General features: G+C 61.0%; 23 protein-coding genes. 10 read left to right on the forward strand and 13 right to left on the reverse strand.

What is annotated here, in order from left to right:
• Positions 1 to 2: 2 nt before the first annotated feature.
• From BH93_RS20065 to BH93_RS20095, 8 genes are all read right to left on the reverse strand, one after another.
• Positions 3 to 743 (reverse strand): 3-oxoacyl-ACP reductase family protein, encoded by a 741-nt coding sequence (locus tag BH93_RS20065; RefSeq protein WP_037176100.1) that lies wholly within the window; start codon positions 741 to 743, stop codon positions 3 to 5.
• Between the two features lie 33 nt (positions 744 to 776).
• Complete coding sequence (locus BH93_RS27820) at positions 777 to 1,175, reverse strand: carboxymuconolactone decarboxylase family protein (protein WP_037176097.1); 399 nt, start codon at positions 1,173 to 1,175, stop codon at positions 777 to 779.
• Between the two features lie 62 nt (positions 1,176 to 1,237).
• On the reverse strand, positions 1,238 to 1,642 hold the full coding sequence (locus tag BH93_RS20070; RefSeq protein WP_037176096.1) for a nuclear transport factor 2 family protein: 405 nt from the start codon (positions 1,640 to 1,642) through the stop codon (positions 1,238 to 1,240).
• Positions 1,643 to 1,710: 68 nt separating this feature from the next.
• Entirely contained in the window at positions 1,711 to 2,109 is a 399-nt protein-coding gene (locus tag BH93_RS20075; protein ID WP_037176093.1) for a nuclear transport factor 2 family protein, read from the reverse strand.
• Positions 2,110 to 2,247: 138 nt separating this feature from the next.
• On the reverse strand, positions 2,248 to 3,168 hold the full coding sequence (locus BH93_RS20080) for an SDR family NAD(P)-dependent oxidoreductase (protein ID WP_037176091.1): 921 nt from the start codon (positions 3,166 to 3,168) through the stop codon (positions 2,248 to 2,250).
• A gap of 2 nt (positions 3,169 to 3,170) precedes the next feature.
• A complete protein-coding gene (locus BH93_RS20085; RefSeq protein WP_037176089.1) occupies positions 3,171 to 4,223 on the reverse strand; it encodes a cyclase family protein in 1,053 nt (350 codons plus the stop codon).
• Between the two features lie 155 nt (positions 4,224 to 4,378).
• On the reverse strand, positions 4,379 to 6,019 hold the full coding sequence (locus BH93_RS20090; RefSeq protein ID WP_052065567.1) for a flavin-containing monooxygenase: 1,641 nt from the start codon (positions 6,017 to 6,019) through the stop codon (positions 4,379 to 4,381).
• A gap of 160 nt (positions 6,020 to 6,179) precedes the next feature.
• Positions 6,180 to 8,189: an alpha-ketoacid dehydrogenase subunit alpha/beta gene (locus tag BH93_RS20095; protein ID WP_052065565.1), complete on the reverse strand. Its 2,010-nt coding sequence runs from the start codon at positions 8,187 to 8,189 to the stop codon at positions 6,180 to 6,182.
• 135 nt (positions 8,190 to 8,324) lie between these two features.
• Here BH93_RS20095 and BH93_RS20100 point away from each other — a divergent pair, with 135 nt between their 5' ends.
• Positions 8,325 to 9,485 carry an acyl-CoA dehydrogenase family protein gene (locus tag BH93_RS20100; RefSeq protein ID WP_037176088.1) on the forward strand — a complete coding sequence of 387 codons (1,161 nt, stop codon included), beginning with the start codon at positions 8,325 to 8,327 and terminating at the stop codon, positions 9,483 to 9,485.
• A 117-nt stretch (positions 9,486 to 9,602) separates the two neighbouring features.
• On the opposite strand, the gene BH93_RS20105 is transcribed toward BH93_RS20100, so the two are convergent.
• The 5 genes from BH93_RS20105 to BH93_RS20125 form a co-directional block, all read right to left on the reverse strand.
• Positions 9,603 to 10,394 (reverse strand): SDR family NAD(P)-dependent oxidoreductase, encoded by a 792-nt coding sequence (locus BH93_RS20105; RefSeq protein WP_052065563.1) that lies wholly within the window; start codon positions 10,392 to 10,394, stop codon positions 9,603 to 9,605.
• Between the two features lie 5 nt (positions 10,395 to 10,399).
• A complete protein-coding gene (locus BH93_RS20110; protein ID WP_037176086.1) occupies positions 10,400 to 11,920 on the reverse strand; it encodes an acyl-CoA synthetase in 1,521 nt (506 codons plus the stop codon).
• A gap of 124 nt (positions 11,921 to 12,044) precedes the next feature.
• Positions 12,045 to 12,797: an SDR family NAD(P)-dependent oxidoreductase gene (locus BH93_RS20115; RefSeq protein WP_037176084.1), complete on the reverse strand. Its 753-nt coding sequence runs from the start codon at positions 12,795 to 12,797 to the stop codon at positions 12,045 to 12,047.
• Positions 12,798 to 12,969: 172 nt separating this feature from the next.
• Positions 12,970 to 13,626: a TetR/AcrR family transcriptional regulator gene (locus tag BH93_RS20120; RefSeq protein WP_052065559.1), complete on the reverse strand. Its 657-nt coding sequence runs from the start codon at positions 13,624 to 13,626 to the stop codon at positions 12,970 to 12,972.
• Positions 13,627 to 13,666: 40 nt separating this feature from the next.
• Entirely contained in the window at positions 13,667 to 14,494 is an 828-nt protein-coding gene (locus tag BH93_RS20125) for an enoyl-CoA hydratase/isomerase family protein (RefSeq protein ID WP_197914446.1), read from the reverse strand.
• An 86-nt stretch (positions 14,495 to 14,580) separates the two neighbouring features.
• On the opposite strand from BH93_RS20125, the gene BH93_RS20130 reads away from it, so the two are divergent.
• From BH93_RS20130 to BH93_RS20170, 9 genes are all read left to right on the forward strand, one after another.
• Positions 14,581 to 15,204 carry a cysteine hydrolase family protein gene (locus BH93_RS20130; protein ID WP_052065556.1) on the forward strand — a complete coding sequence of 208 codons (624 nt, stop codon included), beginning with the start codon at positions 14,581 to 14,583 and terminating at the stop codon, positions 15,202 to 15,204.
• A gap of 41 nt (positions 15,205 to 15,245) precedes the next feature.
• Complete coding sequence (locus tag BH93_RS20135) at positions 15,246 to 16,478, forward strand: cytochrome P450 (protein WP_165712790.1); 1,233 nt, start codon at positions 15,246 to 15,248, stop codon at positions 16,476 to 16,478.
• 212 nt (positions 16,479 to 16,690) lie between these two features.
• Complete coding sequence (locus BH93_RS20140) at positions 16,691 to 17,254, forward strand: hypothetical protein (protein WP_037176742.1); 564 nt, start codon at positions 16,691 to 16,693, stop codon at positions 17,252 to 17,254.
• Positions 17,251 to 18,420: an NAD(P)/FAD-dependent oxidoreductase gene (locus tag BH93_RS20145; RefSeq protein ID WP_037175290.1), complete on the forward strand. Its 1,170-nt coding sequence runs from the start codon at positions 17,251 to 17,253 to the stop codon at positions 18,418 to 18,420. Before BH93_RS20140 ends, BH93_RS20145 begins: the two co-directional genes overlap by 4 nt.
• 54 nt (positions 18,421 to 18,474) lie before the next feature.
• Positions 18,475 to 18,669, forward strand: a complete 195-nt coding sequence (locus BH93_RS20150) for a ferredoxin (RefSeq protein WP_037175292.1) — start codon at positions 18,475 to 18,477, stop codon at positions 18,667 to 18,669.
• Positions 18,670 to 18,696: 27 nt separating this feature from the next.
• Positions 18,697 to 19,932: a cytochrome P450 gene (locus BH93_RS20155; RefSeq protein WP_037175293.1), complete on the forward strand. Its 1,236-nt coding sequence runs from the start codon at positions 18,697 to 18,699 to the stop codon at positions 19,930 to 19,932.
• A gap of 249 nt (positions 19,933 to 20,181) precedes the next feature.
• On the forward strand, positions 20,182 to 21,648 hold the full coding sequence (locus tag BH93_RS20160; RefSeq protein WP_037175294.1) for an MFS transporter: 1,467 nt from the start codon (positions 20,182 to 20,184) through the stop codon (positions 21,646 to 21,648).
• Positions 21,649 to 21,794: 146 nt separating this feature from the next.
• Positions 21,795 to 22,883 (forward strand): CaiB/BaiF CoA transferase family protein, encoded by a 1,089-nt coding sequence (locus BH93_RS20165; RefSeq protein WP_037175295.1) that lies wholly within the window; start codon positions 21,795 to 21,797, stop codon positions 22,881 to 22,883.
• Between the two features lie 27 nt (positions 22,884 to 22,910).
• A complete protein-coding gene (locus BH93_RS20170; protein WP_037175298.1) occupies positions 22,911 to 23,447 on the forward strand; it encodes a VOC family protein in 537 nt (178 codons plus the stop codon).
• Positions 23,448 to 23,715: the final 268 nt, after the last annotated feature.

The raw sequence follows: 23,715 nt of genomic DNA on the forward strand, positions 1-23,715 counted from the left end.
GCTCATCCGAGGTAACGACCACCGTTGACGCTCAGCGTCTGGCCGGTGACATAGGCAGCACCGTCGGAGGCCAGATACGCGACGGCATGCGCGATATCCTCGGGCTGGCCCGCCCGCTTCATCGGCATGGTTGCTGCCGCAGCCGACGGGTCGGGGAGGCCCTCGCGCAGCAGTGGCGTGTCGATGAAGCCAGGGGGCACGGTGTTGACGGTGATGCCCTTGTCGGCGAACTCCATGGCAAGCGCTTTGGTCATACCCATGACGCCTCCTTTGGATGACGCGTAATGCGCAAGTGCAGGCGCGCCGGTCTGAGCAGACGAGGATGAGATGTTGATGATGCGCCCCCACCCTGCGTCCAACATGTCCGGGACGAAGGCCTTGGTCACCAGGAACGGGCCCTTGAGATTGATGCGGATCATGCGATCCCATTCCTCCTCGGACAGGCTCGGGAACAGCGCATACGTGGTTACACCCGCATTGTTGACCAGGATTCCCACCGGGCCCAACTGTTGCTTGATCGTCGCGGCCGCAGCTGCGACGGACCCTGCTTCTGCTGCGTCTCCGCCGACTGCAATTGCTCGACCGCCGACCTCTTCTATTGCCGCAACGGTCTTTTCCGCGCTTTCCTCGTTCAGGTCCCACACCGCTACCGCAGCGCCTCTTGATGCCAGTTCCAGCGCGATCGCCGCGCCGATACCGCGGCCACCACCGGTGACTACTGCTACTTTGCCTTGCAACGACATGCCTGCTCCTTGTTCGATGTTCTGGTCGATGGGCTAGGAGTCGAGCGCCTCGCGCACCACTTCACGTGCGGCCACCGCAGCAGGGAATCCCGTGTAACCCGCTGCGTGATAAAGGATCTCGGCGATCTCGGGTTTTGTCACACCGTTGGTGATGGCCACCCGAGAATGGGTCTTCAGCTCCGCGTCACACCGAAGCGCCACCAGTAGGGCGATCGTGATCAGACTGCGGTCGCGCTTGGACAGTCCCTCTCGCGTCCACATCTGGCCCCAGACGCTGACCAATCCGAGTTCGACCAGATCCTCACCGAGCCGTCCATCTCGCAGATCGACATCGCCTTCCGGGATCACGCCGGGCAGAGCTTCGCGTAGGGCCTGTAGGCCCGCTGCGCGCAGATCGGTGTCCGTGGACACTGTTGCGTTTTCGATTGTCACAGTCGACTCCTGAATGTTTGGGGCGTGGCCGTGTCTCTGCTGCCCGCGGCCCGAATGGGGGCTTACATCTCGAAAGTGGTCAGCCTGCGCTGGAAAAGCCACTGACCTGACCGGATCCGAAGCGTGTCCTCGTAGTGACCCGCGAGCTGCACGGCCCAACCTGATTCTCCGCGAACGAACAGGACGAAATCGCTGGACACCGTTGCCTCGTCGGCGCTCACCACAGTGACTACAGAATTTCCGGTCATGTGACGCTGCGGTGCCATCGGCACCAGGTTGGCATACGCACCGGTCAGTTGTTCGTGACCGGAAAATGTTCCGTAGCCGGTTATTTCGGATACACCGTCATCGGTGAACAGAGCCACCACATCCGAGGTTCGCCCCTCGTCCAAAGCGTGCGCGTACGCCGCGATGGCCGCAAGAACTCCGTCGACTGCAGATACGTCCGTTGCTGTTCTCGTGCTCATGGATCCTCCAGAAGTTGAGTGGAACGAGATGGATCGACAGGCTTCGCCGTGGGCGGTCAGCAGGTCGGTTATGCCTGGTATGTAGTGGCGCGCTTGGCGAATCGCCAGCGACCGTCCTGCAACCGCAACGTGTCCTCGTACTTGCCCAATACCTTTACGGCCCAGCCTGATTCGCCTCGCTGAAAGAATGCGACGTCACTGCTGGCGGTGGCCTCGTCATCGCTGTCGACCGTGATGAGCGTGTTCGCCACGAGATGCCGCTGTGGTGTTGTCGGTACCCAACCCTCGAACGCCGCGCGGAGCGCATCCCGACCGGTGATCTGACCGAAGCCCGGTACGTCGAGCACTCCGTCCACCGTGTAGAGATCGACGATCTCCTCGGTTCGGCCGGCATCTTGAGCCTGCGTGTGGGCACCGATCAATGCGCGCACCTGCGCTGCGGCAGAGGAATTCTGGAAGTCACTCACGACGATCTCCAATCGAATCTGTTGGTCCGCCGGATGAGTTCAGCGGAAGGAAACGAGCTCAGCGGCTCGCCCTCGGGTCGGGCGGCACAAGGGCAGCTGCCATCGAACCGATGGCCCGAGGCGGCAGCTGCTCGGCCGTCATTGGAACTGATGGGCCAGGAATTTACCCGACCAGTCCATCAGATCGTCCGGTACGAAGTAGCCGGTTTCGTCGTTGATCTCGGCCCAATTCTCGGCCACGTCCTCGATCGTTGGGGCACCGGAGGGCTTGTAGTAGCCCTGGGTCGACCCGATGAACAGGCGCGCGAAGCGTCCGGCACCCGCGACGTAGATCTCGCCGTTGACGGGGCAGCTCTCATGCGCAAGGAATGCGACCATGGGAGCAACCGCGGCCGACGGCATATGCGGTTGGCCCGGCACGGCTTCGGCGTTGTCCGGTGGCTCGTCCATCCCTGCCATTCGAGTCATTGCCGCCGGCGCAATGAGATTGGTCTTGATGTCGTGCGGATCGCCCGCCAGCTTCATACTTCGAGTCATGCCGACCAGTCCGGCCTTCGCCGTGGCGTAGGGCAGGTTGTTGTCGAGACCGAGCATGCCCGTCGAGGTCGTGTGGATGATCCTGCCGTAACCCTGCTCGATCATGTGCGGAAATGCGGCCTTGCTGGTGTTGAAGGCACCGAGCAGGTGGACGGCGATATGACGCTCGACGTTGTCCAGAGTGACCTCGGGCATTCCCGCATAGCGCACGATGCCTGCGTTGTTGACCACGATGTCGATGCGGCCGAACTGCTCGATTGCCGTATCGATGATTGCCGTGGCACCTGCCGCCGTCGACACGTCATCGGTGTTCGGAACAGCTTTGCCACCGGCAGCAACGATTTCGTCCACCACTGTCTGCGCCGGGCCCGAGTCGCTGCCCTCACCCTCGATCGAGCCACCGAAGTCGTTGACCACGACGCTGGCTCCTCGAGCACCGAGGAGCTTGGCGTACGCCCGTCCGATTCCGCGACCGGCTCCGGTGATCACTGCGACGCGTCCGTCGAACTGAAGTTCGGACATGATCAGACCGTCGCGACCGGTGTCAGGGGGCTACCCATGGTGCCGGGCAGATTCAGCGGAGGAGCAGTGAGCAAGAAGCGACTGCGCTCGTGTGCACGTAGCCAATCGGCAAGTGCCTGCGTGTTCCACAGCTCACCGAGTGGGATTCCCAGCTTGAACAGACACAGGTTGTGAATCGGCAGCAGCGAGTGCGGTGTCTCGTCGCCCGGGACGAAACCTTCGACCGCGTAGTTGTCGGAGATCAATGCCGCGAGGCCGGAATCGGTGATCCACTGCAGGATTTCGGGATCCTCGGCGTCCAGGTAGGCGTACATGGCCTGAATCTTCGTGGGGTCCGGGTTCTTCTCCCACCGCAGAATCTGATCGGCGAAACCGGTATGAAGGATCACCATGTCACCCGGCTCGACGACGACGCCGTCCTTGTCCATGATTTCTTTGAGCTTGGCGTAACCGATGGGCTGCCATTCGTGCTTGGTGTCGCCCAGGTGATGGGCGATATCGATGAGAACGCCGCGCCCCTGCACCCCGTGTTCTGCCATGTGCTCGAGTCCGAGGTTCTTCGCGAAGGAAAGGCTGCCGCTGCCATCGCCTTTCGCATCTTCTTTCGGACCGACGATATGCTCGTCGGCTCGGAAACCGTTGTAGTACACGGCTTCGTCGACGCCGTCCTCGTCCGCGTCGAACAATGCGCCCTGATGAGCGAGTGAATCCCACTGCGTCGAGTACTGAAGCCACAAGGTGACGACGTCATCGCCCCACACATCGATGAAGTTCGGCGCGATCTTGTCACGAGCAACGATGTTGTAGAAGGTGTCCTGATTGTGCATCAGGTCCTCGGTGGGCCGAAGAATCGGCGGGTAACGACGCTGGTTCAACGCCGAACCACCGGGATAGTCGAGCGGCAGACTCAGGCTGAACGTCTCGCCGGTCTGGACCTCTCGGACGCCCTCGAGCACTTTCTCCGCTGTGACGAGGTTGATACGCCCCAGTTCGTCATCATCGCCGAAATCGCCCCAGTTGGAACCCGGGGGGCGCTGCTTCCACCGCTTGGTCACGGCAACTCCTTCACTCGATGTCAGTCTTCGTCGACTGGTAGGTGTGATATTACTCATTATTATACTGGTCGGTCAATACAATTCTGGGAACAAAACGGACAGCCGAGCCGGGAGCGAACGAGCGGCCGATGCAGCTTTGAAAACGTGAAAGCTGTTCAGACACTTGCCCGATCGTCGGTGCGGCCACGCACCAAACGGAACTCCTCGAATCCACCCTGGATCGTCTTGGCAATGATTTGCTGCAGCGTCGGCCTACCCGCCGGGTTGAGCAGTTGCTTGACAGGCTTACCTGGAATGTTCGCTCCATAGAAGTAGCTTTTGTCGGTGAACGACGAGTAGACACTCGCGGAATCCATCATCGCCGTCCACTCTTCCTCCGCGGCGGCGCTGATCTCCATCACTGCAATGTCGTTGTCACGAGCAAACTTCAACGCATCGGTGACGAACTCGACCTGATCACCCGAGTAACGGGGGTTGTTTCCGGTCGACCCGTGCGGACCACCGGGAAAGAAGAAGTTGGGGAACCCGGCTGCCACAGTGCCCAGGTAGGTTCTCGGCCCATCCCCCCAATAGCTCTTCAACTCGAGTCCGTCCCGTCCGCTGACGCCGAGGCGATTCAGTGCACCGGTGCCGAAGTCGTAGCCGGTCGACCACACGATGATGTCGAATTCCTTGACACCACTTTCGGTTTCGATACCAACAGGGGTGACTCGTTGCATCGGCGTTTCCTTCAGTGACACCAACTCGACGTTTGGCTGGTTGTACACCTGGAAGTAGTCCGTCACGAAGGGCGGACGCTTACCGCCGTAGCCGTGATCCTTGGGAATGAGCTTCTCGGCAGTCTCAGGATCGTCGACCAGACTGCGTATCTTGTCGGCAACGAAATCCGACCACTCTTTGTTCGCGACAGGGTTGAGCGTCATGTCGATGTAATGGGTGGTCAACTTCTCGAATCCGGGGCTGCTCCACATCTTCTCGTAGAAGGGCAGACGGTCGACGTCTGCGTCCTCCTCGAACTTTCGAAAGTCCATCTTGTGCAGAAAACCACTGACCGAGGTGTCCAAGGTCGCCTTGATGGACTCGTAGTTCGCCTTGAGTTCGGCCTGCTCCTCGGCCGAGATCGGCGCGTTGTTCAGAGGCGTGCACCAGTTGGCGGTTCGCTGGTACACGGTCAAGGATGCGGCCTCACGCGCCACCACCGGAATGAGCTGGACTCCACTGGAGCCAGTGCCGATGACCGCAACGCGCTTGCCGGTGAAATCGACCGGGGCCGAGGGCCACAGGCCAGTGTGGTAGCTCTCGCCCTGGAAGGATTCACGTCCCTCCACGTTCGGATAGAACGGGACCGACAGGACACCTGTGGCCGCGACCAGATATCGACTTGTCACCACGAAATCATCCTCGGTCGTGGTCGTCCAGCCACCGGTCGACTCGTCGAAGGAGGAGGACACCACCTTCGAATCGAAGCGGATGTCCTTGCGCAGATCGAACTTGTCGACGACGTAGTTGAAGTACCGTTCGATCTCCGGCTGGCCGGCGAAGCGCTCGGACCATTCCCACTCTTCCCACAGCTCCTTCGAGAACAGATAGCCGTAGGTGTAGCTCTCGGAGTCGAACCGAGCCTCGGGATAGCGGTTCCAGAACCAGGTACCGCCCACGCCGTGGCCGGCCTCGAGGACCTGAACCGAAAAGCCTTCCTCGCGGGCGCGGTAGGCCTGGTAGATACCGGTCACCCCGGCACCGATCACGACGACGTCGACGTCGAACGCGCTGCGCTCGTGTACTTCTTGGCTCACTTTTCCTCCACTGTCGAATCAGATCGCGGCCTGTGACGATCACTATATTTCGACCGGTCAGTCGAATATACGAAAACGGACGATATTGGTTCCCCGAAATTCGGGGAAACGTCATACATGCTCTTGCACAACATGATTGGAATCAGCTGTCACGAATGCTTCAACTGTGGCCGGACGGATCGGCGTCGATCACCTCTCGAATCGCGGCCTCGATATCCGCCTCGTCGGGCAGCCACGCTTTCTCCAGGACTGGCGAGTACGGTGCCGGAGACTGCGCAGCGGTCACCCGCACCACCGGTGCATCGAGATGCCAGAAGCCCTCACGTACCGCTCGCGCCGCGATCTCGGCACCTACTCCGAACTCACCGACCGCCTGATGAACGACGACAAGCCGGTTCGTCTTCTTGAGCGACGTCAGGATCGTGTCGAAATCCAGCGGACTGATCGTTCGCAGATCGATGACCTCGGTGTCGATACCACTGTCGGCCAATCGATCCGCGACGGCCAGACATCCCTGCATCATTGCGCTGTACGACACGACGGTCACGTCGGAACCCGGCCGTCGAACGATTGCCTTGCCGAGTGGGATCAGGTGGTCGTCGGCGGGCTTCGGCCCCTTCATCCCGTACAGCAACCGATTCTCGATGAACACGACCGGGTTGGGGTCTTGAATGGCCGCGCGAAGAAGACCGTACGTGTCGGCCGGGGTCGACGGCATCACCACCGTCAGGCCCGGGATATGCGCCAGCAGGGCCTCCAGGCTCTGCGAATGCTGGCTTCCGGAGGACTTACCTGCCGCGAACTGAGTGCGGACCACCATCGGCAAGGATGCGGCACCGCCGGTCATGAATCGCAGCTTGGCCGCTTGGTTCATGAGCTGGTCGAGACAGACACCGATGAAGTCGAAATACATCAGCTCGACAACCGGCTTGAACCCCGCCATCGCGGCACCCACAGCCGTACCCATGATGGCGCTCTCCGAGATCGGGGTATCACGAACCCGCCCCGGATACTTCCCCGCCAGTCCCCTGGTGAGACCGAAGACGTTCCCGCCCTCCCCCACGTCTATACCGGCGAGGAAGACCGACGGGTCGTCGTCGAGTTCACGCGCGAGGGCAGCAGTGATGGCGTGCATCGTCTTCCACACGCCCTCCGTTGCCTCAGCCGGCTCGGGAATGAACGCCCGCTCGGAGTAGACGTAGTCACCGGCAGTCTCGACTGCCGGGTACGATGCCTCGCCTGCCAGTGTGACGGCGCGGTCGATGGCAATCTGAACTTCGCTGTTCACCGCATCGACGCGCTCACCGAGCCCGGCCGAGCGCATACGATCAGCGAGCAGCTCGAGCGGATCACGCAGCTTCCATTGCGCCAGTTCGTCTTCCAGCCGGTAGCTCTGCGGATCGCCCTCGTAATGACCGTGCCATCTGTAGGTGGCAGCCTCTACGATCATCGGCCCGGCACCTGCGCGAATCCGCTCGACCAACGTTGTCTGCAATGCAGCTACTGCAGTCACATCGTTTCCATCGACGCTGTGGAACTCGATTCCGTATCCCGCAGCCCGGGCCTCGAGCGTCGCGCGATGCTGATCGGTGGCCGAGGAGAATTCCGCGTAACCGTTGTTCTCGCAGAAGAAGATCACGGGAAGGTCCCACACGGCAGCCAGGTTCACCGACTCGTGAAAGACACCCTGCGCAACGGCTCCGTCGCCGAAGAACGCTACGACGACCGCGCCTTCCGCCTTCAATTGTGCTGCGGTACCGGCACCGACGGCAATCGGCATACCTGCACCCACGATTCCGTTGGCACCGAAGATGCCCTTCCTGGGGTCTGCGATATGCATCGACCCGCCCCGACCCTTACAGGTGCCGGTCTCTTTCCCCATCAACTCGGCAAACATGCCATCGACGTCGAGCCCCTTGGCGATGCAATGTCCGTGGCCGCGGTGCGTGGACGTCACGACGTCACGGTCGTCCAGCGGCCAGCATGCGCCGACAGCCGAGGCCTCCTGCCCGATCGACAGGTGCAGGAAGCCCGGGATCTGGTTGGTTTTGTACAGACGTGATGCTCGATCCTCGAACTGCCGAATCAGTCGCATACGACGATAGAGCTCGGTGAGTGTGTCCGGGTGCTCGATCGCGTCCGTCCGGAATGCCGTCTCGATTGTGGTCATCAGCCCTCTGTCAGTCGATGTGCCGCAAGAGCAATGGTTGCGCTCTTGACTAAAGTTCATCCGACCGTGAATATTATACCGTATGGTCGAAAAAACAAGGGACGTTGAACAAGCAGAAAAAAGGACGGTCACGAAATGGACTTAGAGCTGCCGGCCGAGACACTCGAGCTTCAGGCACTGTGCCGATCGTTCGCGGAGAAAGAGATAGACCCGCACGCGGCATTCTGGTCCGAGGAAGAACGGTTCCCCTCGGAGGTCTTCGTCAAGATGGGTGAACTCAACCTCAACGGGCTTCTGATTCCGGAGGAGTACGGCGGCATGGACGTGGGCTACGTGTCGTACGTCGCCGCCATGGAAGCCATCGGTGGTGCGGATCAGTCCCTCGGCGCTGCATGGAACGCGCACTCCACGATCGGGTCGCTTCCGCTGCTAGCTTTCGGAACGGAGAAGCAGAAGCAGGACTGGCTGGTCCCGCTCGCCACCGGATCCAAGATCGGCGCGTTCGGGTTGACCGAGCCCACGGCGGGTTCCGATGCTGCGGGCATTCGCACAACCGCCCGTGCAGACGGGGACGGTTGGGTCATCAACGGCGGCAAGATGTTCATCACCAACGCAGGCACGGATATCAGTATCGGCGTAACGATTCTGGCTGTGACCGGTAAGAACGATGACGGAACCAAGCGTTACGGTACGTTCTTCATCCCCACGGGTACGGAGGGCTATACCGTAGGTAAATCGCTCCACAAACTCGGCTGGCACGCGATGGATACGCGCGAACTCGTCTTCGACAACTGCTGGATTCCGTCGGAGAACCTCATCGGCGAAGAGGGAAACGGCCTACGGCAATTCCTCGACGTCCTGGACGGTGGCCGAATCAGCGTCGCAGCACTTGCACTATCACTCGCCCAGACCGCGCTCGACCTCGCAATCGATCACGCCAAGAATCGTGAACAGTTCGGCAGCCCTCTCACCAAATTCCAAGCAGTGCAGCACAAGATCGCAGACATGGCGACCGAGATCGAGGCGGCCAGAAGCCTCGTCTACCGAGCAGCGTGGTTGGCGGACAACAAGAAGCCGTTCGGTCAAGCGGCCGCCATGGCCAAGGTCTACGCATCGGAGGTCGCAAACCGCGCGGCCAGTTCCAGCCTCCAGATTCACGGTGGTTACGGCTACATTCGCGAATCGAAGATCTCGCGTTTCTATTCCGATGCGAAGATACTCGAAATCGGCGAGGGTACCAACGAGATTCAGCGAAACGTGATCGCGCGCAGTGTGATCAACGCGAAGCGGCGATGAATACCCCTCCCGGTTCGGGCCGAACAGGTTCGAACCGGGAGTGCACCACCGACGAAGCATCCCCGGTCTCGCATTGTGCAAGACCGGGGATGGCTTCGTTCGAGTCCTCCCACTGCTTCAGCGGGCCACCCAACCTCCGTCGACGTTGACAGATGTTCCCGTGACATACGAGCTGGCGTCACTCGCCAGAAACACAGCAGCGCCACCCAGTTCGGATGGGATGCCCAGCCGTCCCATCGGAGTCGCCGAAAGGATGGTCTCGCCCCACTTACTGTCCAGCAGCCCGGAGGACAGATCGGTGCGAAAGTAGCCGGGGGCAAGAGAATTGACCCGAACGCCGTGTCGAGCCCACTCGACGGCAAGAGTCTTCGTCAGTGCATCCAGCCCACCTTTGCTGGCCGCGTACGCAGCGATGCGTTCGAAACCCGTCACCGCATGAACCGAGGTGACATTGACGATGCTTCCTGCACCTTGGGTCAACATCTGGGCACCGGCCTCGCGAGCGCAGAAGAATGCGCCGTCGAGATTGACTGCGATGACGCGTCTCCAGTCCTCGTCGGTCACTCGCTCGCTTCGGGTGAAACTGGGACTTATTCCTGCGCAGTTGATCAGCGCATCGACGCGGCCGTGTTCGGAGACGATGTCTCTCACCGCCTCGGCCGCGAAGCCCGGTTCGTCGACTGCACCTGCAATCACCGACGCGCGAGCCGTGGGCCCCGCTTCTGTCAATTCTTCTGCCACTCGGAACAAGTCGGACTCCGTACGAGAAGTCAGAACGACCGTCGCTCCCGCGTCGTGCAACGCATGCACAATGGCCGATCCCAAACCTTTCCCTGCACCGGTCACCCAGACGACTTTGCCGATCAGGTCGAACGGAGATGTTCTCGTGTCGGACGATGAATAGACCATGCTTGTTACGTTGCCTCTCGCAGAGTACGTTTCAGCACTTTCCCGGAGGGCGTGCGTGGAAGGGACTCGATGTAGACGATGCTCGACGGCACCTTGTACTTGGCGAGGCGTCCGCGACAGAACTCCTTGAGATCTTCGATCCCGGCCGTACTTCCCGGCCGCAGAACCACGAACGCCTTCGGAACTTCACCCCACCGGTCATCTGGAACACCGATCACAGCAGCTTCGATGACGTCCGGGAACTCGTACAGAACACGCTCGACCTCAGGGCTGGCAATGTTTTCGCCCCCCGAGACGATCATGTCTTTTTTGCGATCTTCGATGTAGAGGAAGCCGTCGGTATCGAGGCGGCCGATGTCGCCCGTGTGGAACCACCCGTTCTTGAGTGCCTTTTCCGTAGCCTGTTCGTCTCGCCAGTAACCGGACGTCACCTTGGGTCCACGCACAGCGATCTCACCCAGTTGACCTGCCTGCACGCGCTTTCCGTCATCATCGAAAATTGCGATCTGCGTATGGGCGACCGCCCTCCCCACGGACCCCACCTTGGATCTCATGTGCTCGGCATCGTTGATGGTGTCTCCGGACACGGTCTCCGTGAGTCCGTATGCATCTGCGAACCACGAGGCCGGAAAAACGTGCGCGATACGATCGAGAAGTGGCACCGGCATCTTCTCTCCGCCACCGGTGATGAATCGAATCGAGCGCGTATCCCTGTCTTCGATGTTCGGCAGCTGAAGTACCGCATTCATCATCGATGGAGCAAGCCAGATGTTCGTCGGACGCTCCTGCTCGATTGCGTCGATGACGGCATTCGGATCGAATTTGCGCAGTAGGCGCAGACTGCCGCCGACGTGGAGCGTCGCCAACCCGGGGAGGTCCATACCGCCGACGTGATAGAGCGGGCCGCACACCAGAGTGGTGTCCGATGAGGTCAGCGAGAACTCCAGAATATGCGCAAGGTTCTTGAAAATCAGGTTTTCGTGGGAAATCTTGACGCCCTTGGGACGCGATGTCGTGCCCGAGGTGTACATCAGCCTCTGCAGCTCGGACGGGTCGACATCCGCGAGATCGGTAGTCTCGCCGAGATGCCGATCAACCAAGTCGGAGTATCGATTCCACGTCGGACCGCTCGGATCCGAGAGTGTGACCTTGGTTCGAAGCAGCGGCAAGTGCGGACCGATCACATCGATCTTGTCCGCGAACTCTGCCTCGGTCACGATTGCCACGGCTTCGGCGTGTTGGAGAATGAACGTCCACTCGGCGTCGGACAGCCGATAGTTCAGTGGCACGATGGCGGCACCGATCCTGTTGGCCGCGAACATGGTTTCGATGAACTCGATGTGGTTGTACAGCAGAACGCCGATAATGTCGCCGCGCCCGATGCCGAGTTCCACCAATGCCACGGCAAGCGCATCGACGCGAGTGCGCAGCTCCTCGTGGGTGACCTCACGGTTCGTCTCCGATACTGCAATGCGGTCGGGGAAACGTGCCGCATTTCTGTCGACCACGGTCGCGAAATTGATCATCGTGCCCTTTCACTCTTCCCGCAACTACTGGACTCGCTGTTTGATGTACCGATCAGTCTAGACATCTCCACGTCCGTGCACACGCACTATCGGCACGAAAGGGCACCGCAGTCCGCGCCGACACTCACGGCAGCGAATACCCTCCGTCGACGACGAGAGAATGCCCGGTCACCCAACGGGAATCGTCACTGGCGAGATAAGCGATTGCGCCGGCGATATCGTCCGGCGCACCGAAGCCAAGGGGGTGCTTGGCCTCGATGGACGCCAACGCCTCTGGCGGCAATCCCTCGTGTAGGGCAGAAGGAAATGTTCCCGGACACACTGCATTCACCCGAATACCTTCCTTCGCGTACTCCAGGGCAGCAACCCGCGTCAAGTGGATGACCGCGGCCTTGGACGCGCAATACGGTGCCGCGTAGGCCCATGCAGTGATGCCGCTGACGGATGCCACATTCACGATCGACACTGCCCCGCGCTTGCGCATGGTTCGCGCAACCGCGCGCACTCCGTGGAAGGTCCCCGTGCTGTTCACCGCGAAAGACCGCTCCCAGTCTGCGGTCGACAAGTTATGGATCCGCGCGTTCGGCGAGACAATTCCGGCAGAGTTGACCAGGGCATCGAGTGCGCCGAACCGGTCGACCGTACGCGAGACCAATGCGTCGAACCCATCGCCGTCAGTTACATCGAGGTTCTCTGCGAGGACATTTACTCCCGTGGCACCGATCTCCTCCGAAATGGGACCGAGAGCTGCCGCATTCATATCGGCGAGAACCAGATTGGACACCCCCTCGAAGGCGAGCCTCCTGGCTACGGTGGCACCGAGCGCACCTGCAGCTCCGGTCACGATCACCGTCTTCGAGTCGAACCTAGTACTCATTGCAGCCTCCCGCGACCAGACGTTCGATGTAATTTAGAACACTCGGTATACAAAACCAAAATAGTCGACGTGTCAAGAGGCCCAGGTCGAAGTTCCCCCGAACCCAACTCACGGGCACAGCACAATGCCCGTGCGTCGACCACCCGCACGGGCATTGCGATCATCTCTTTTTCTACTGAGCCATCGCTTGAATCCGAGCTACCTCGGCTTCCATCGTGTCGAAATCGAAGTCTCCACCGGCGAATCCGGTGAAGAGAGTCTTGCAATATGTTTTGGACAGGAAGGCTGCATCCCACCTCTGCTCGGGCTTCAGCCACTGGTACGTGTGATTGTGCATGTTCAAATATTGGAGCATGGCAAGCACCGGATCCGCCTCACGGAAGGTTCCTTCTTCCATTGCAGCAACCAACATTTCGCGCACGATGTTCTCGAACTCGTGCCGTCGCTTGAGCATTCGGGACAGATTGTCACCCGTCAGATGCTTGTAGTCGTGCTCGTAAACCCAGATGTGATCGAGACGCCGGAAGATCATGTCGAGCAGAGCATGCGAGAGCAGCCGAAGCTTCACTGCGGGCGCAGTGTCGATCTCGGCGATGCGATTGGCGTTGTACACCAGCGGGTCGAGGACCCGCTCCTGAATCTCGACCAGGAGATTCTCCTTGGAGCGAATGTAGTAATACAGCGCCCCCTTGGCCAGTCCGACAGTCTCACCGATCTCGACAATTCCTGTTGCCGCATATCCGTTCTTGGCGAACAAGCCCGCCGCAAGATCGATGATCTCCTGGCGCTTGACCTCGTACGAGGGGCCGTGCCCGGGTGGTCGCGCCATAGAATTCCTCAGCTGTTCGTGTTCCTCGATCCGTACCAGCTTACTCGAGGGTAGTTCCGAACTGCGCTTTGCCGAGCCCGTGATCGAAGAAGGAATCGATTCCGATCTTTCGGTCGCCGGTGGCGAACAGTCCGGCAAGCACGTTCCTGTCCATCGCCAGACCGGTGGCCAGCGGGCTGTCCGCGCCGAGGTCGATCGATTCCTTGATCGCCTGAAGCGCGAAACGTGGCCCGGCCGCGAACCGTGCTGCAAGGTCCTGTGCCAAAACGAGAACATCCTCGGACGGCACCACGTGTTCGGCGATACCGAGCCTCGAACACTCGGACGAGTCCAACCGGCGGCCCGACATGAGAATCTCTTTGGCCTTGCTGACGCCGACGAGCCGCCGCAGACGTTGCATCCCCCCCGCACCAGGCACGATTCCCAGCTGAACTTCGGGAAGAGCCATCACGGCATCGTCTGCCAACACCCGGAAGTCGGCTGCGAGAGCCAACTCCATCCCGCCACCGAGGGCAACACCGTTGACTGCCGCGATAACAGGCAACGGTAGAGCAGCGATCTCGTTGAACACTCGCTGCAAGGCTCTGTTCCAAACAGAGATCTGCTCGTACTCCATGGCAGCCAACTGTTTGAGGTCCGCACCGGCAGCGAACACGCTGGGTCCGCCGGTGACGACAACAGCACGTACGCCCTCGTCCTCGGACAGCGACCGCACAGCAGCTCCCAATTCCACCCGAAGAGCAGAATCGAATGCATTGACCGGTGGGCGGTCGAGTCGAACGGTGGCAACCGCCCCCACCGTTGTGGTTACTACGTTCTGTGACATCCGAGCCTCCGGGATCTCGTTGTTGTGGCGCTGCAACAACATACAATTCCTTGGACTGATAGGTACATTAAACCCGAATGTCGGGCAACCAGCCCGATCGAACACGCACGACCAGGAGGCGAACTGACATGCCCGATCTCGCACCGTTCGATCCCAGCACAGTTGCCGTGGTGATCGTCGATGTACAGCCCACCGTGCTGTCCAGAGTGGCCGGCAGCGAACCCGCGATCGAGCGGCTCGGCGCGGTCACCGCGGGGGCACGTGCCGCCGGTGCGCGCGTGGCGTTCGTCCGAGTGTTCCTCACGACCGAGGACGCTGCGGCGGTACCACCGACGAACAAGATGTTCGGACACTTCGCCACGATGACTCCCCCCGCTGACGGGCCGGAATCGCAGGTCGACGCGCGTCTCGACGTTGCGGCAGACGACCTCGTTTGTACGAAGACCCGGATGGGGTCGTTCTCTACGACGAGGCTGGACGCGGACCTCCGGAGCCGGGGAATCGACACGATCGTTCTCGCCGGTGTGGCGACGAGCGGCGCGGTGCTCACCACCGCCCGCGAAGCCGCTGATCTCGACTACCGGGTCGTGGTCCTGTCGGACTGCTGCGCGGATTTCGACCCGGAGGTCCATCGAATCCTGACCGAAAAGGTACTCCCGATGACTTCCGACGTCGTCGAGTCCCCGGAGTTTCTCGCGGCCCTCGATACTGCAACGAATTCCGCAACGACCGCTCCTCGAGACCGATCGTAGAATTCATTGTTTGTACCGACCGATTGGACTAATATTCGAGCATGACTGAGACATCGGACACAGCCACATCAGTAATTCCGCCCTATCCCACCCCCCGCGACAGCAAGTGCCCTTTTCTTCCGTCTCCAGAAATCCGACAACTCCACGCAGAGGGCACCGCCCTGTCCAAGGCTCGTGTGTGGAACGGCAGTACTCCGTGGCTGGTGACCACTCACGCCGCGCAGCGAACGATCATGTCCGATCCGCGAGTCAGTGCCAACGACCACCTGCCTGGATTTCCCATCGCCACCCAAGCGATGGCCGAGACCATGTCGGACCGTCCGAAGACAATCTTCGATACCGACGGTGCCGAGCATGCGGGCCTACGACGCCTCCTGACCAACGCCTTCACTCGCGGTCGGATGGAGAAGGTGCGGCCGGGAATTCAGCAGGCTACCGACGACTTGATCGACACCATGCTCGCCGGCCCCAACCCCACCGACCTCGTCGAAGCACTGGCATTGCCGCTGCCGTCGTTGATGATCTGCGAACTGCTCGGCGTGCCCTACGAGGACCACGACTTCTTCGAGGAGCACGCGAAGATTGCCAACGCACGGGATACCGAACCCGAGGCAAGCACCAAATCGACTCGGGCACTGGGAGGTTACGTCACGAAGTTGATCCAGGATCGGATGAACGACCCACAGGAGAACGTAGTCTCAGACCTGGCCCAGAAAGTGAAAGCCGGCGATATCGATCTACCCGGGGCCTCCATGCTGGGGATGATTCTTCTCATTGCCGGCCACGAAACCAGTGCCAACATGATCTCCCTCGGCACCGCAGCCCTCTTGCAGAACCCCGACCAACTCGCCATCATCCGTGAGACCACCGACAAGAAAGTCATCGCAGGCGCAGTCGAAGAACTGCTCCGCTACCTGACGATCCCGCACCTACTCCAACGCCGAATCGCCACCGAAGACATCGACTACAACGGCACCGTCATCAAAGCAGGCGACGGCATCGTCTCCCCGCTACCGGCCGCCAATTTCGACCCGGTCGCCTTCCCCGACCCCGAAAAACTCGACCTCACCCGCGAAGCCCGTCACCACCACGCCTTCGGCTGGGGCCCGCACCAATGCATCGGACAACAACTCGCACGGATCGAACTCGAAGTCGTCTACAGCACCCTCTTCAAGCGCATCCCCACCCTCGCACTCGCCACCGACTTCGAGAACCTGAAGTTCAAGGGCGATTCGCTCGCATACGGCATCTACGAGCTACCCGTCACCTGGTAGATCAGGCCAACACATCAACACCACACCATCTCGACACCACAAGAACGGCCCGGCCATGCCGGGCCGTTCTTGTTGTCGATGATCCGAACGCAGTACACCGTTTCGGTCCTTCTGGACGATTCGCCTCGAGCAATCGCAGACCAACATAGGTAGTGCGACACAGAGACCGAATCTTCCTGCAAGCCAGGGAGAACGACTACAGGGAGTACACGATGACCGAATACCTCACGACTACCGAAGATCGCTTCGTTGCGTACGAGCACACCAGGATCGAAGTACCGGCTGATCGCGAATCCCTGTACCGGGACACCTACGCCAACTTCGGCTGGGAACTCGATGGCCGGCGGTCACTCTGGCAGGGCTCGGACACAGTCACTCTCGCGTTCAAGCGTGACCGCGGAATCAACCACCGCTCCGACGTCGCAGAGTTGCAGCGCACCTGCGAAACGTCATTGGCGGCAATCACCAAGGCAGAACGCTCGGTATCTGCGACTGCGGTCGCGGTCGCAGCCATGTTGGGCGTCGTCGGTGCAGCATTGCTCGCTGGATCGATCTTCGCTCTCGATGCAGACCTCACGATCGTCTCCATCGCTCTCGGCGCGAATGGCCTGTTCGCATGGATCGCGGGCTACTTTGCACACGGCCGGGTTGCTGCCAAGCAGACGGCCAAGATTACGCAGTCTGTCGACGACCACTTCAGAATCGTCCGCGAGAGCAGTGAGCGCGCCTACACGCTCTTGCAGGATTCGACGCGTGATCGGGCGGCGGACCTGTGAACACTCCGGCCGACATTTTGATCGTCGGCGGATCGGCATCCGGTCTGTCGACCGTCGAGTCGCTTCGACGCAAGGAGTACGAGGGCAAGATCACCGTACTCGGCGGTGAGTCTCACGCTCCGTACGACCGACCTCCGTTGTCCAAGCAGATCCTTTCCGGTGCTTGGAGTGCAGACAAGGCAACGTTGAGAACCACCGATCACCTCGAGAAGCTCAACGCAACGTTCATCGTCGGAGATCACGCACTCTCGCTAGACTCCGAATCAAGAACCGTACGAACAGAATCCGGACGCATCCTCGACGCGGACGCCATCGTCGTCGCAACAGGTGCACGACCCCGCACTCTGTCCGGTCAGGAAGGCATGAAGGGAGTCCACGTCCTTCGTACCCTCGACGATTCTCTGGCTCTACGAACCGAATTGCGACCAGGCGTGAAGTTGGTCGTTGTAGGCGAAGGCGTCCTCGGATGTGAAATTGCCGCAACTGCGGCGACCATGGGTGCCGACGTCACCATCTGCGGCCCGCAACCCGCCCCCATGACGGCACAGGTCGGCCCGTTGGTGGCCGACCTTCTGGCGGCATTGCACGCCGAGCGCGGAATTCACCTGCGTCTGAGCTCAGGTGTCGACGGCTTGACCCAGCGAGACGGGCGGGTCACCGGCGTACAGCTGAGCACCGGCGAAACACTCGATGCCGATGTGGTCGTAGTCGCGATCGGAGCTGTGCTGGCCACCGAGTGGCTCGATGGCAGCGGGCTGGTACTCGACAACGGTGTCGTCTGCGACTCTCGGTGCCGAGCCGCGGACGGCATCTATGCGGTCGGGGACATCGCACGGTGGAAGCACGAGAAGCTGGACAAAATGGTCCGGCTGGAAAATCGCACCAACGCAACCGAACAGGCCGCCGCCGTCGCTGCAGTGATCATGGGCGAGGACGAGCCGTACGTACCGGTCCCCTACTTCTGGACGGACCAGTTCGACGTCAAGCTGCAGGTCTACGGATTCTTGCCGAAAGATGCCGACGTCGACATCGTCGAGGGCGACACTGCGGCCGGCCGCTTCGTGGCCCGTTACACCACCGCCGGAACCGTCACCGGGGTCCTGGGGTGGAACATGCCCAAACAAGCTCGACAGCACCGGCAGGACATCGTCGACTCGATGGCGTGAAAGTACCGAATTCGACTGAAGAACAACAACTTTAAGTCATCCCCAGGAGGAGCAATGAAAGTTTTCATCGACCAAGAGAAATGCGTCGCGGCGGGCCAATGCGTGGCAGCAGCGTTCGAGGTTTTCGATCAACGTGACGAGGACGGAATCGTTGTCCTGTTGACCGACTCACCGAGCGAAGACCAGGCCGAGGACGTTCGTCAGGCCGCCATGGTCTGCCCCGCTCTGGCCATTCGTATCGAGGAATAGCACACCAATCACTCAGGAGGAGAACACATGACAGATTTACGCACGAGCACAAACACCGATTCCATCCCCGACTTCCCGATGCCCCGAGACGGAAAGTGCCCTTTCCTGCCGCCGAAGGAGCTTCGTGACCTGAGCGCCGACGGCACCGCCCTGTCCAAGGCTCGTGTGTGGGACGGCAGTACTCCGTGGCTGGTGACCACTCACGCCGCGCAGCGAACGATCATGTCCGATCCGCGAGTCAGTGCCAACGACCATCTTTCTGGATTTCCCATCGCCACCCAAGCGATGGCCGAGACCATCTCCGATCGACCCAAAACGATCTTCGACGTGGACGGCGCGGAACACACCCGGCTCCGCCGAATGCTGACCAACGCCTTCACTCGCGGTCGGATGGAGAAGGTGCGGCCGGGAATTCAGCAGGCTACCGATGACTTGATCGACACCATGCTCGCTGGACCCAACCCCACCGACCTCGTCGAAGCACTGGCATTGCCGCTGCCGTCGTTGATGATCTGCGAACTGCTCGGCGTGCCCTACGAGGACCACGACTTCTTCGAGAAGCATTCTCGGGCGGCTGTGGACCGCAACGCAACTCGTGAAGAGAGCGCCGCCTCCAGCGTCGCATTGATGGGGTACATCACGGAGCTGCTCCAGAAGAAGATGGTCGAACCCGACGAGGATGTCGTGACAGACCTGGCCAAGCGGGTGCAATCCGGGGATCTCGATCTTCCGGGTGCGGCCATGCTCGGCCAGATTCTTCTCATTGCCGGCCACGAAACCAGTGCCAACATGATCTCCCTCGGCACCGCAGCCCTCTTGCAGAACCCCGACCAACTCGCCATCATCCGTGAGACCACCGACAAGAAAGTCATCGCAGGCGCAGTCGAAGAACTGCTCCGCTACCTGACGATCCCGCACCTACTCCAACGCCGAATCGCCACCGAAGACATCGACTACAACGGCACCGTCATCAAAGCAGGCGACGGCATCGTCTCCCCGCTACCGGCCGCCAATTTCGACCCGGTCGCCTTCCCCGACCCCGAAAAGCTCGACCTCACCCGCGAAGCCCGTCACCACCACGCCTTCGGCTGGGGCCCGCACCAATGCATCGGACAACAACTCGCACGGATCGAACTCGAAGTCGTCTACAGCACCCTCTTCAAGCGCATCCCCACCCTCGCACTCGCCACCGACTTCGAGAACCTGAGGTTCAAGGGCGATTACCTCGCCTACGGGGTGTTCGAGCTACCCGTCCGCTGGTAGTTCCGATGGGTGGGTGACACCTGCAGTTACCCCACAGGGACGGCCGCCGCATCACGGTTCGACGCGGCGGCCGTACTACTCAATTTCAGCCCGGGTACTGCAGGCGCTGTAGTCACGGACGGTCCGTGGGGACGACGCCCTCGAGTTGTTCCGCGAGCAAGATATTCAGTGTGCCGAGGCAAGAGCCTCCGGCGAAGAAGTGAAAATATCCACTTGCCTGCCCAACTTCCCGAGAACGTGAGGCCGATCATGTCCACTGCCACAACCCATTCCAAGACCGAGCCGCCGGCCACCGGTGGCATCGTCGCCGTCCTTGCCTTCGCCGGTATCGTCGTTGCGCTGATGCAGACGTTGGTCATTCCACTCATTCCCCAACTACCTCAGCTGCTGGGTGCCTCGGCCGGGAACACTGCCTGGGCCGTGACGGCTACGCTACTTGCCGGTGCCGTCGCAGTTCCGGTCATGGGACGCCTGGGCGACATGTTCGGTAAACGCAGGATGCTCTTGGTCAGTATGGCGCTTCTCGTCGCAGGCTCCGTTGTCGGCGCACTGAGCGATTCCCTGATGCCACTGATCGTCGGCCGAGCACTTCAAGGCCTCGCTGCCGGCGTTATTCCGTTGGGCATCAGCGTGATGCGCGACGTACTGCCCGCCGAAAAATTGGCCGGTTCCGTCGCGTTGATGAGTGCGTCTCTCGGAGTGGGCGGTGCGCTGGGCTTGCCCGTCGCAGCCATTCTTGCCGAGTACGCGGACTGGCATTTCTTGTTCTGGACCGCTGCCGGACTCGGTGCCATCGCTACCGCACTCATAGTGGTGATCGTTCCCGAATCGCAGGTTCGCACCGGCGGCTCGTTCGATTTCCTCGGCGCGGCGTCACTGTCCACCGGACTCGTCACGTTGCTTCTCGCCATCTCGAAGGGTTCGAGCTGGGGCTGGACAAGCGGTCTGACCGTCGCACTCTTCGCCGCATCTGCTGCCGCATTCGTGGTGTGGGGCCTGTGGGAGCTTCGATCGACGCAGCCCCTCGTCGATCTGCGCGTGACAGTCGGCCGCCAGGTCTTGTTCACCAACCTCGCGTCCATCGTGTTCGGCTTCTCGATGTTCGCCATGACTCTCGTCTTCCCCCAGGTTCTTCAGCTGCCCGAGACTACGGGATACGGACTGGGCCAATCGATGCTGGTGGCAGGCCTGGTAATGGCACCGTCCGGTGTGGTCATGATGCTCATCGCTCCGCTCTCGTCCGTGATCACCAGGACCCGCGGACCCAAGGTCACTCTGATGGCCGGCGCTGTCGTAGTAGCTATCGGGTACGGGATCGGAGTGGTCATGCTCAGCGCCGTGTGGCAGCTGGTTCTCATCTCCGTGGTGATCGGTGCAGGAACTGGCCTTGCCTACGGTGCGATGCCCGCGCTCATCATGGGGGCGGTCCCCGCATCGGAGACCGGCGCGGCAAACAGCTTCAATACCCTGATGCGTTCGCTCGGAACGTCTTTCGCAAGTGCCGTGGCCGGAGTCATCCTGGCCCAGATGACCATGACAGTCGGCGACACATCGATTCCGTCCGAGGCCGCGTTCCACGTAACGATGGCCGTAGCGGCCGGTGCTGCCGTGATTGCATTCATCGTGGCGTCGTTCCTGCCGAAGTTCACACCCCCGGCCGCCACGGCCACAGCGGTGGATTCCTCCCCGAAGGAGGAGGTCGCGGCACTTCGCTGACCATTCGAGCGACTTCCGGAACCGTACTCGACGACAACGTCGGGTGCGGTTTCGCGCAGTTCGAACCGTGCACGACCCACACCTAGTTGACTCAGTAGTACTTGTTGGATTCAATTGGAGAACGACTTCGAGGAAGACGAGGCCACGTGTCAGCGAAGAATGCTCCGAGATCGGGACCACTCCAGGGTCTCCGGATAGTCGAACTGGCCGGACTGGGGCCGGCCCCGCACGCGGCGCTTCTATTGAGCGACTTAGGGGCCGACGTCGTTCGAGTACAACGCCCCGGCTCGCTTTGTGCGCACGATCCCCAACTGCGAGGACGATCCGTCGTCGAGGCAGACCTCAAGGCACCGTCGGACCTGCAGAAGGTGCTGAGTTTGCTCGACCGAGCCGACGTTCTGATCGAGGGCTTTCGCCCGGGAGTCACCGAGCGACTCGGCCTGGGTCCGGACGCCGTACATGCCCGAAACCCACGGATCGTGTACGGCCGTATGACCGGTTGGGGCCAGGAAGGCCCATGGTCCGCGGTCGCGGGCCACGACATCAACTACATCTCCGCCACGGGGATACTCCACGCAATCGGCCGCCAGGGCGAACGCCCGGTACCTCCGTTGAACCTCGTCGGGGACTTCGGCGGCGGGTCCATGTTCCTGATCTTCGGTATTCTCGCAGCACTCGTCGAGCGTCAGACGTCCGACATGGGACAGGTCGTCGACGCGGCGATGGTCGACGGGACTATCGCTCTCTCGCACATGATCTGGAACTATCGCGGTACCGGCAGGTGGTCCGACGAGCGCGGCGTCAACAGATTGGACGGCGGCACCCCGTTCTACGACACGTACGAGACCTCGGATGGACGGTTCGTCGCCGTAGGCGCCCTCGAACCACAGTTCTACCGGCTGTTCGTGACCGGTCTCGGTCTCGACCCGGACGAACTTCCCCCACAGAACGACAAGACTGAGTGGCCGGATCTGCGATCGCGATTCACCGCGGCGTTTCGGTCCAAGACCCGAGACGAGTGGGCAGCGATCTTCGACGGTACCGACGCCTGCGTATCTCCTGTGCTGACGTTTGCGGAAGCGTCCGACCAGATTCACCTGAAAGCACGGGAGAATTTGATCGAGGTAGACGGAGTGCTGCAGCACAGTCCGGCTCCCCGATTCTCTCGAACACCCAACGGGGTGCCGACCGGCCCTCCGTCGACATCGGCCGACCCGGACCTGTTATGGCTCTGACGACCATCCCTACACGAAGGACATGATGTGCCGATCCGAAGTCTGAATCATGCCGTCCTATACGTTTCGGACGTCCATCGCAGTGTCGACTTCTATTGTCGGATACTTCGTTTCGAGAAACTTCCTACCGATTTTCCGGGCGGCGCATTCCTACGCGGCACCGGCTCGGCAAACGAACACGATCTCGGGCTCTTCCAGGCCAGCGCGCCGCGCACCGCGGATGGCGCGGTGGGGCTCTACCACCTGGCCTGGGAAGTCGACTCCCTGCGAGAACTTTCCGAGGTCCGTGATCGTCTCGCGCAGGCCGGTGCACTGACCGGAGCTGCGAACCACGCCGGAACGAAGGCGCTCTACGGACGAGATCCTGATGGAATCGAATTCGAGGTGACCTGGTTGGTACCCGACAGCCTGCTCGAGACGGAGGTGGTTCCCGGCGTCGAGTTCACTCGGCCGCTCGACATCGATGCCGAGATCGAGCGATACGGTGCCGATACCCCAGGTGGCCCGCGGTCGGATCTCGAATTGATGGAACGCGTGATGCGCCGACTGGCCGAGCGCGGGTAGCAAGGCACCGAGGCATTCCATCTTTCGGAACGGTCGTCACGTCTCCATCGATGCCGACAATGCGCAGAACAGGGGCACCTTACACACTACGACAGACCTCGACAACCTCACGGCAAAACTGCGAAATCGTCGAAAGATATCGAAAGCTTTTGTCGCTGAGTGGAATTTGGCCTCGGATTTGTTGACGTCGACCGATCGGTACATTAATTTTCAGAGCTACCCGGCGCGCGGGCGATCACGTCTCCTACACAGATTCGAGGAACGCCAA

Origin of the sequence: Rhodococcoides fascians A25f (genome assembly GCF_000760935.2) — a bacterium.
GTDB lineage: Bacteria > Actinomycetota > Actinomycetes > Mycobacteriales > Mycobacteriaceae > Rhodococcoides.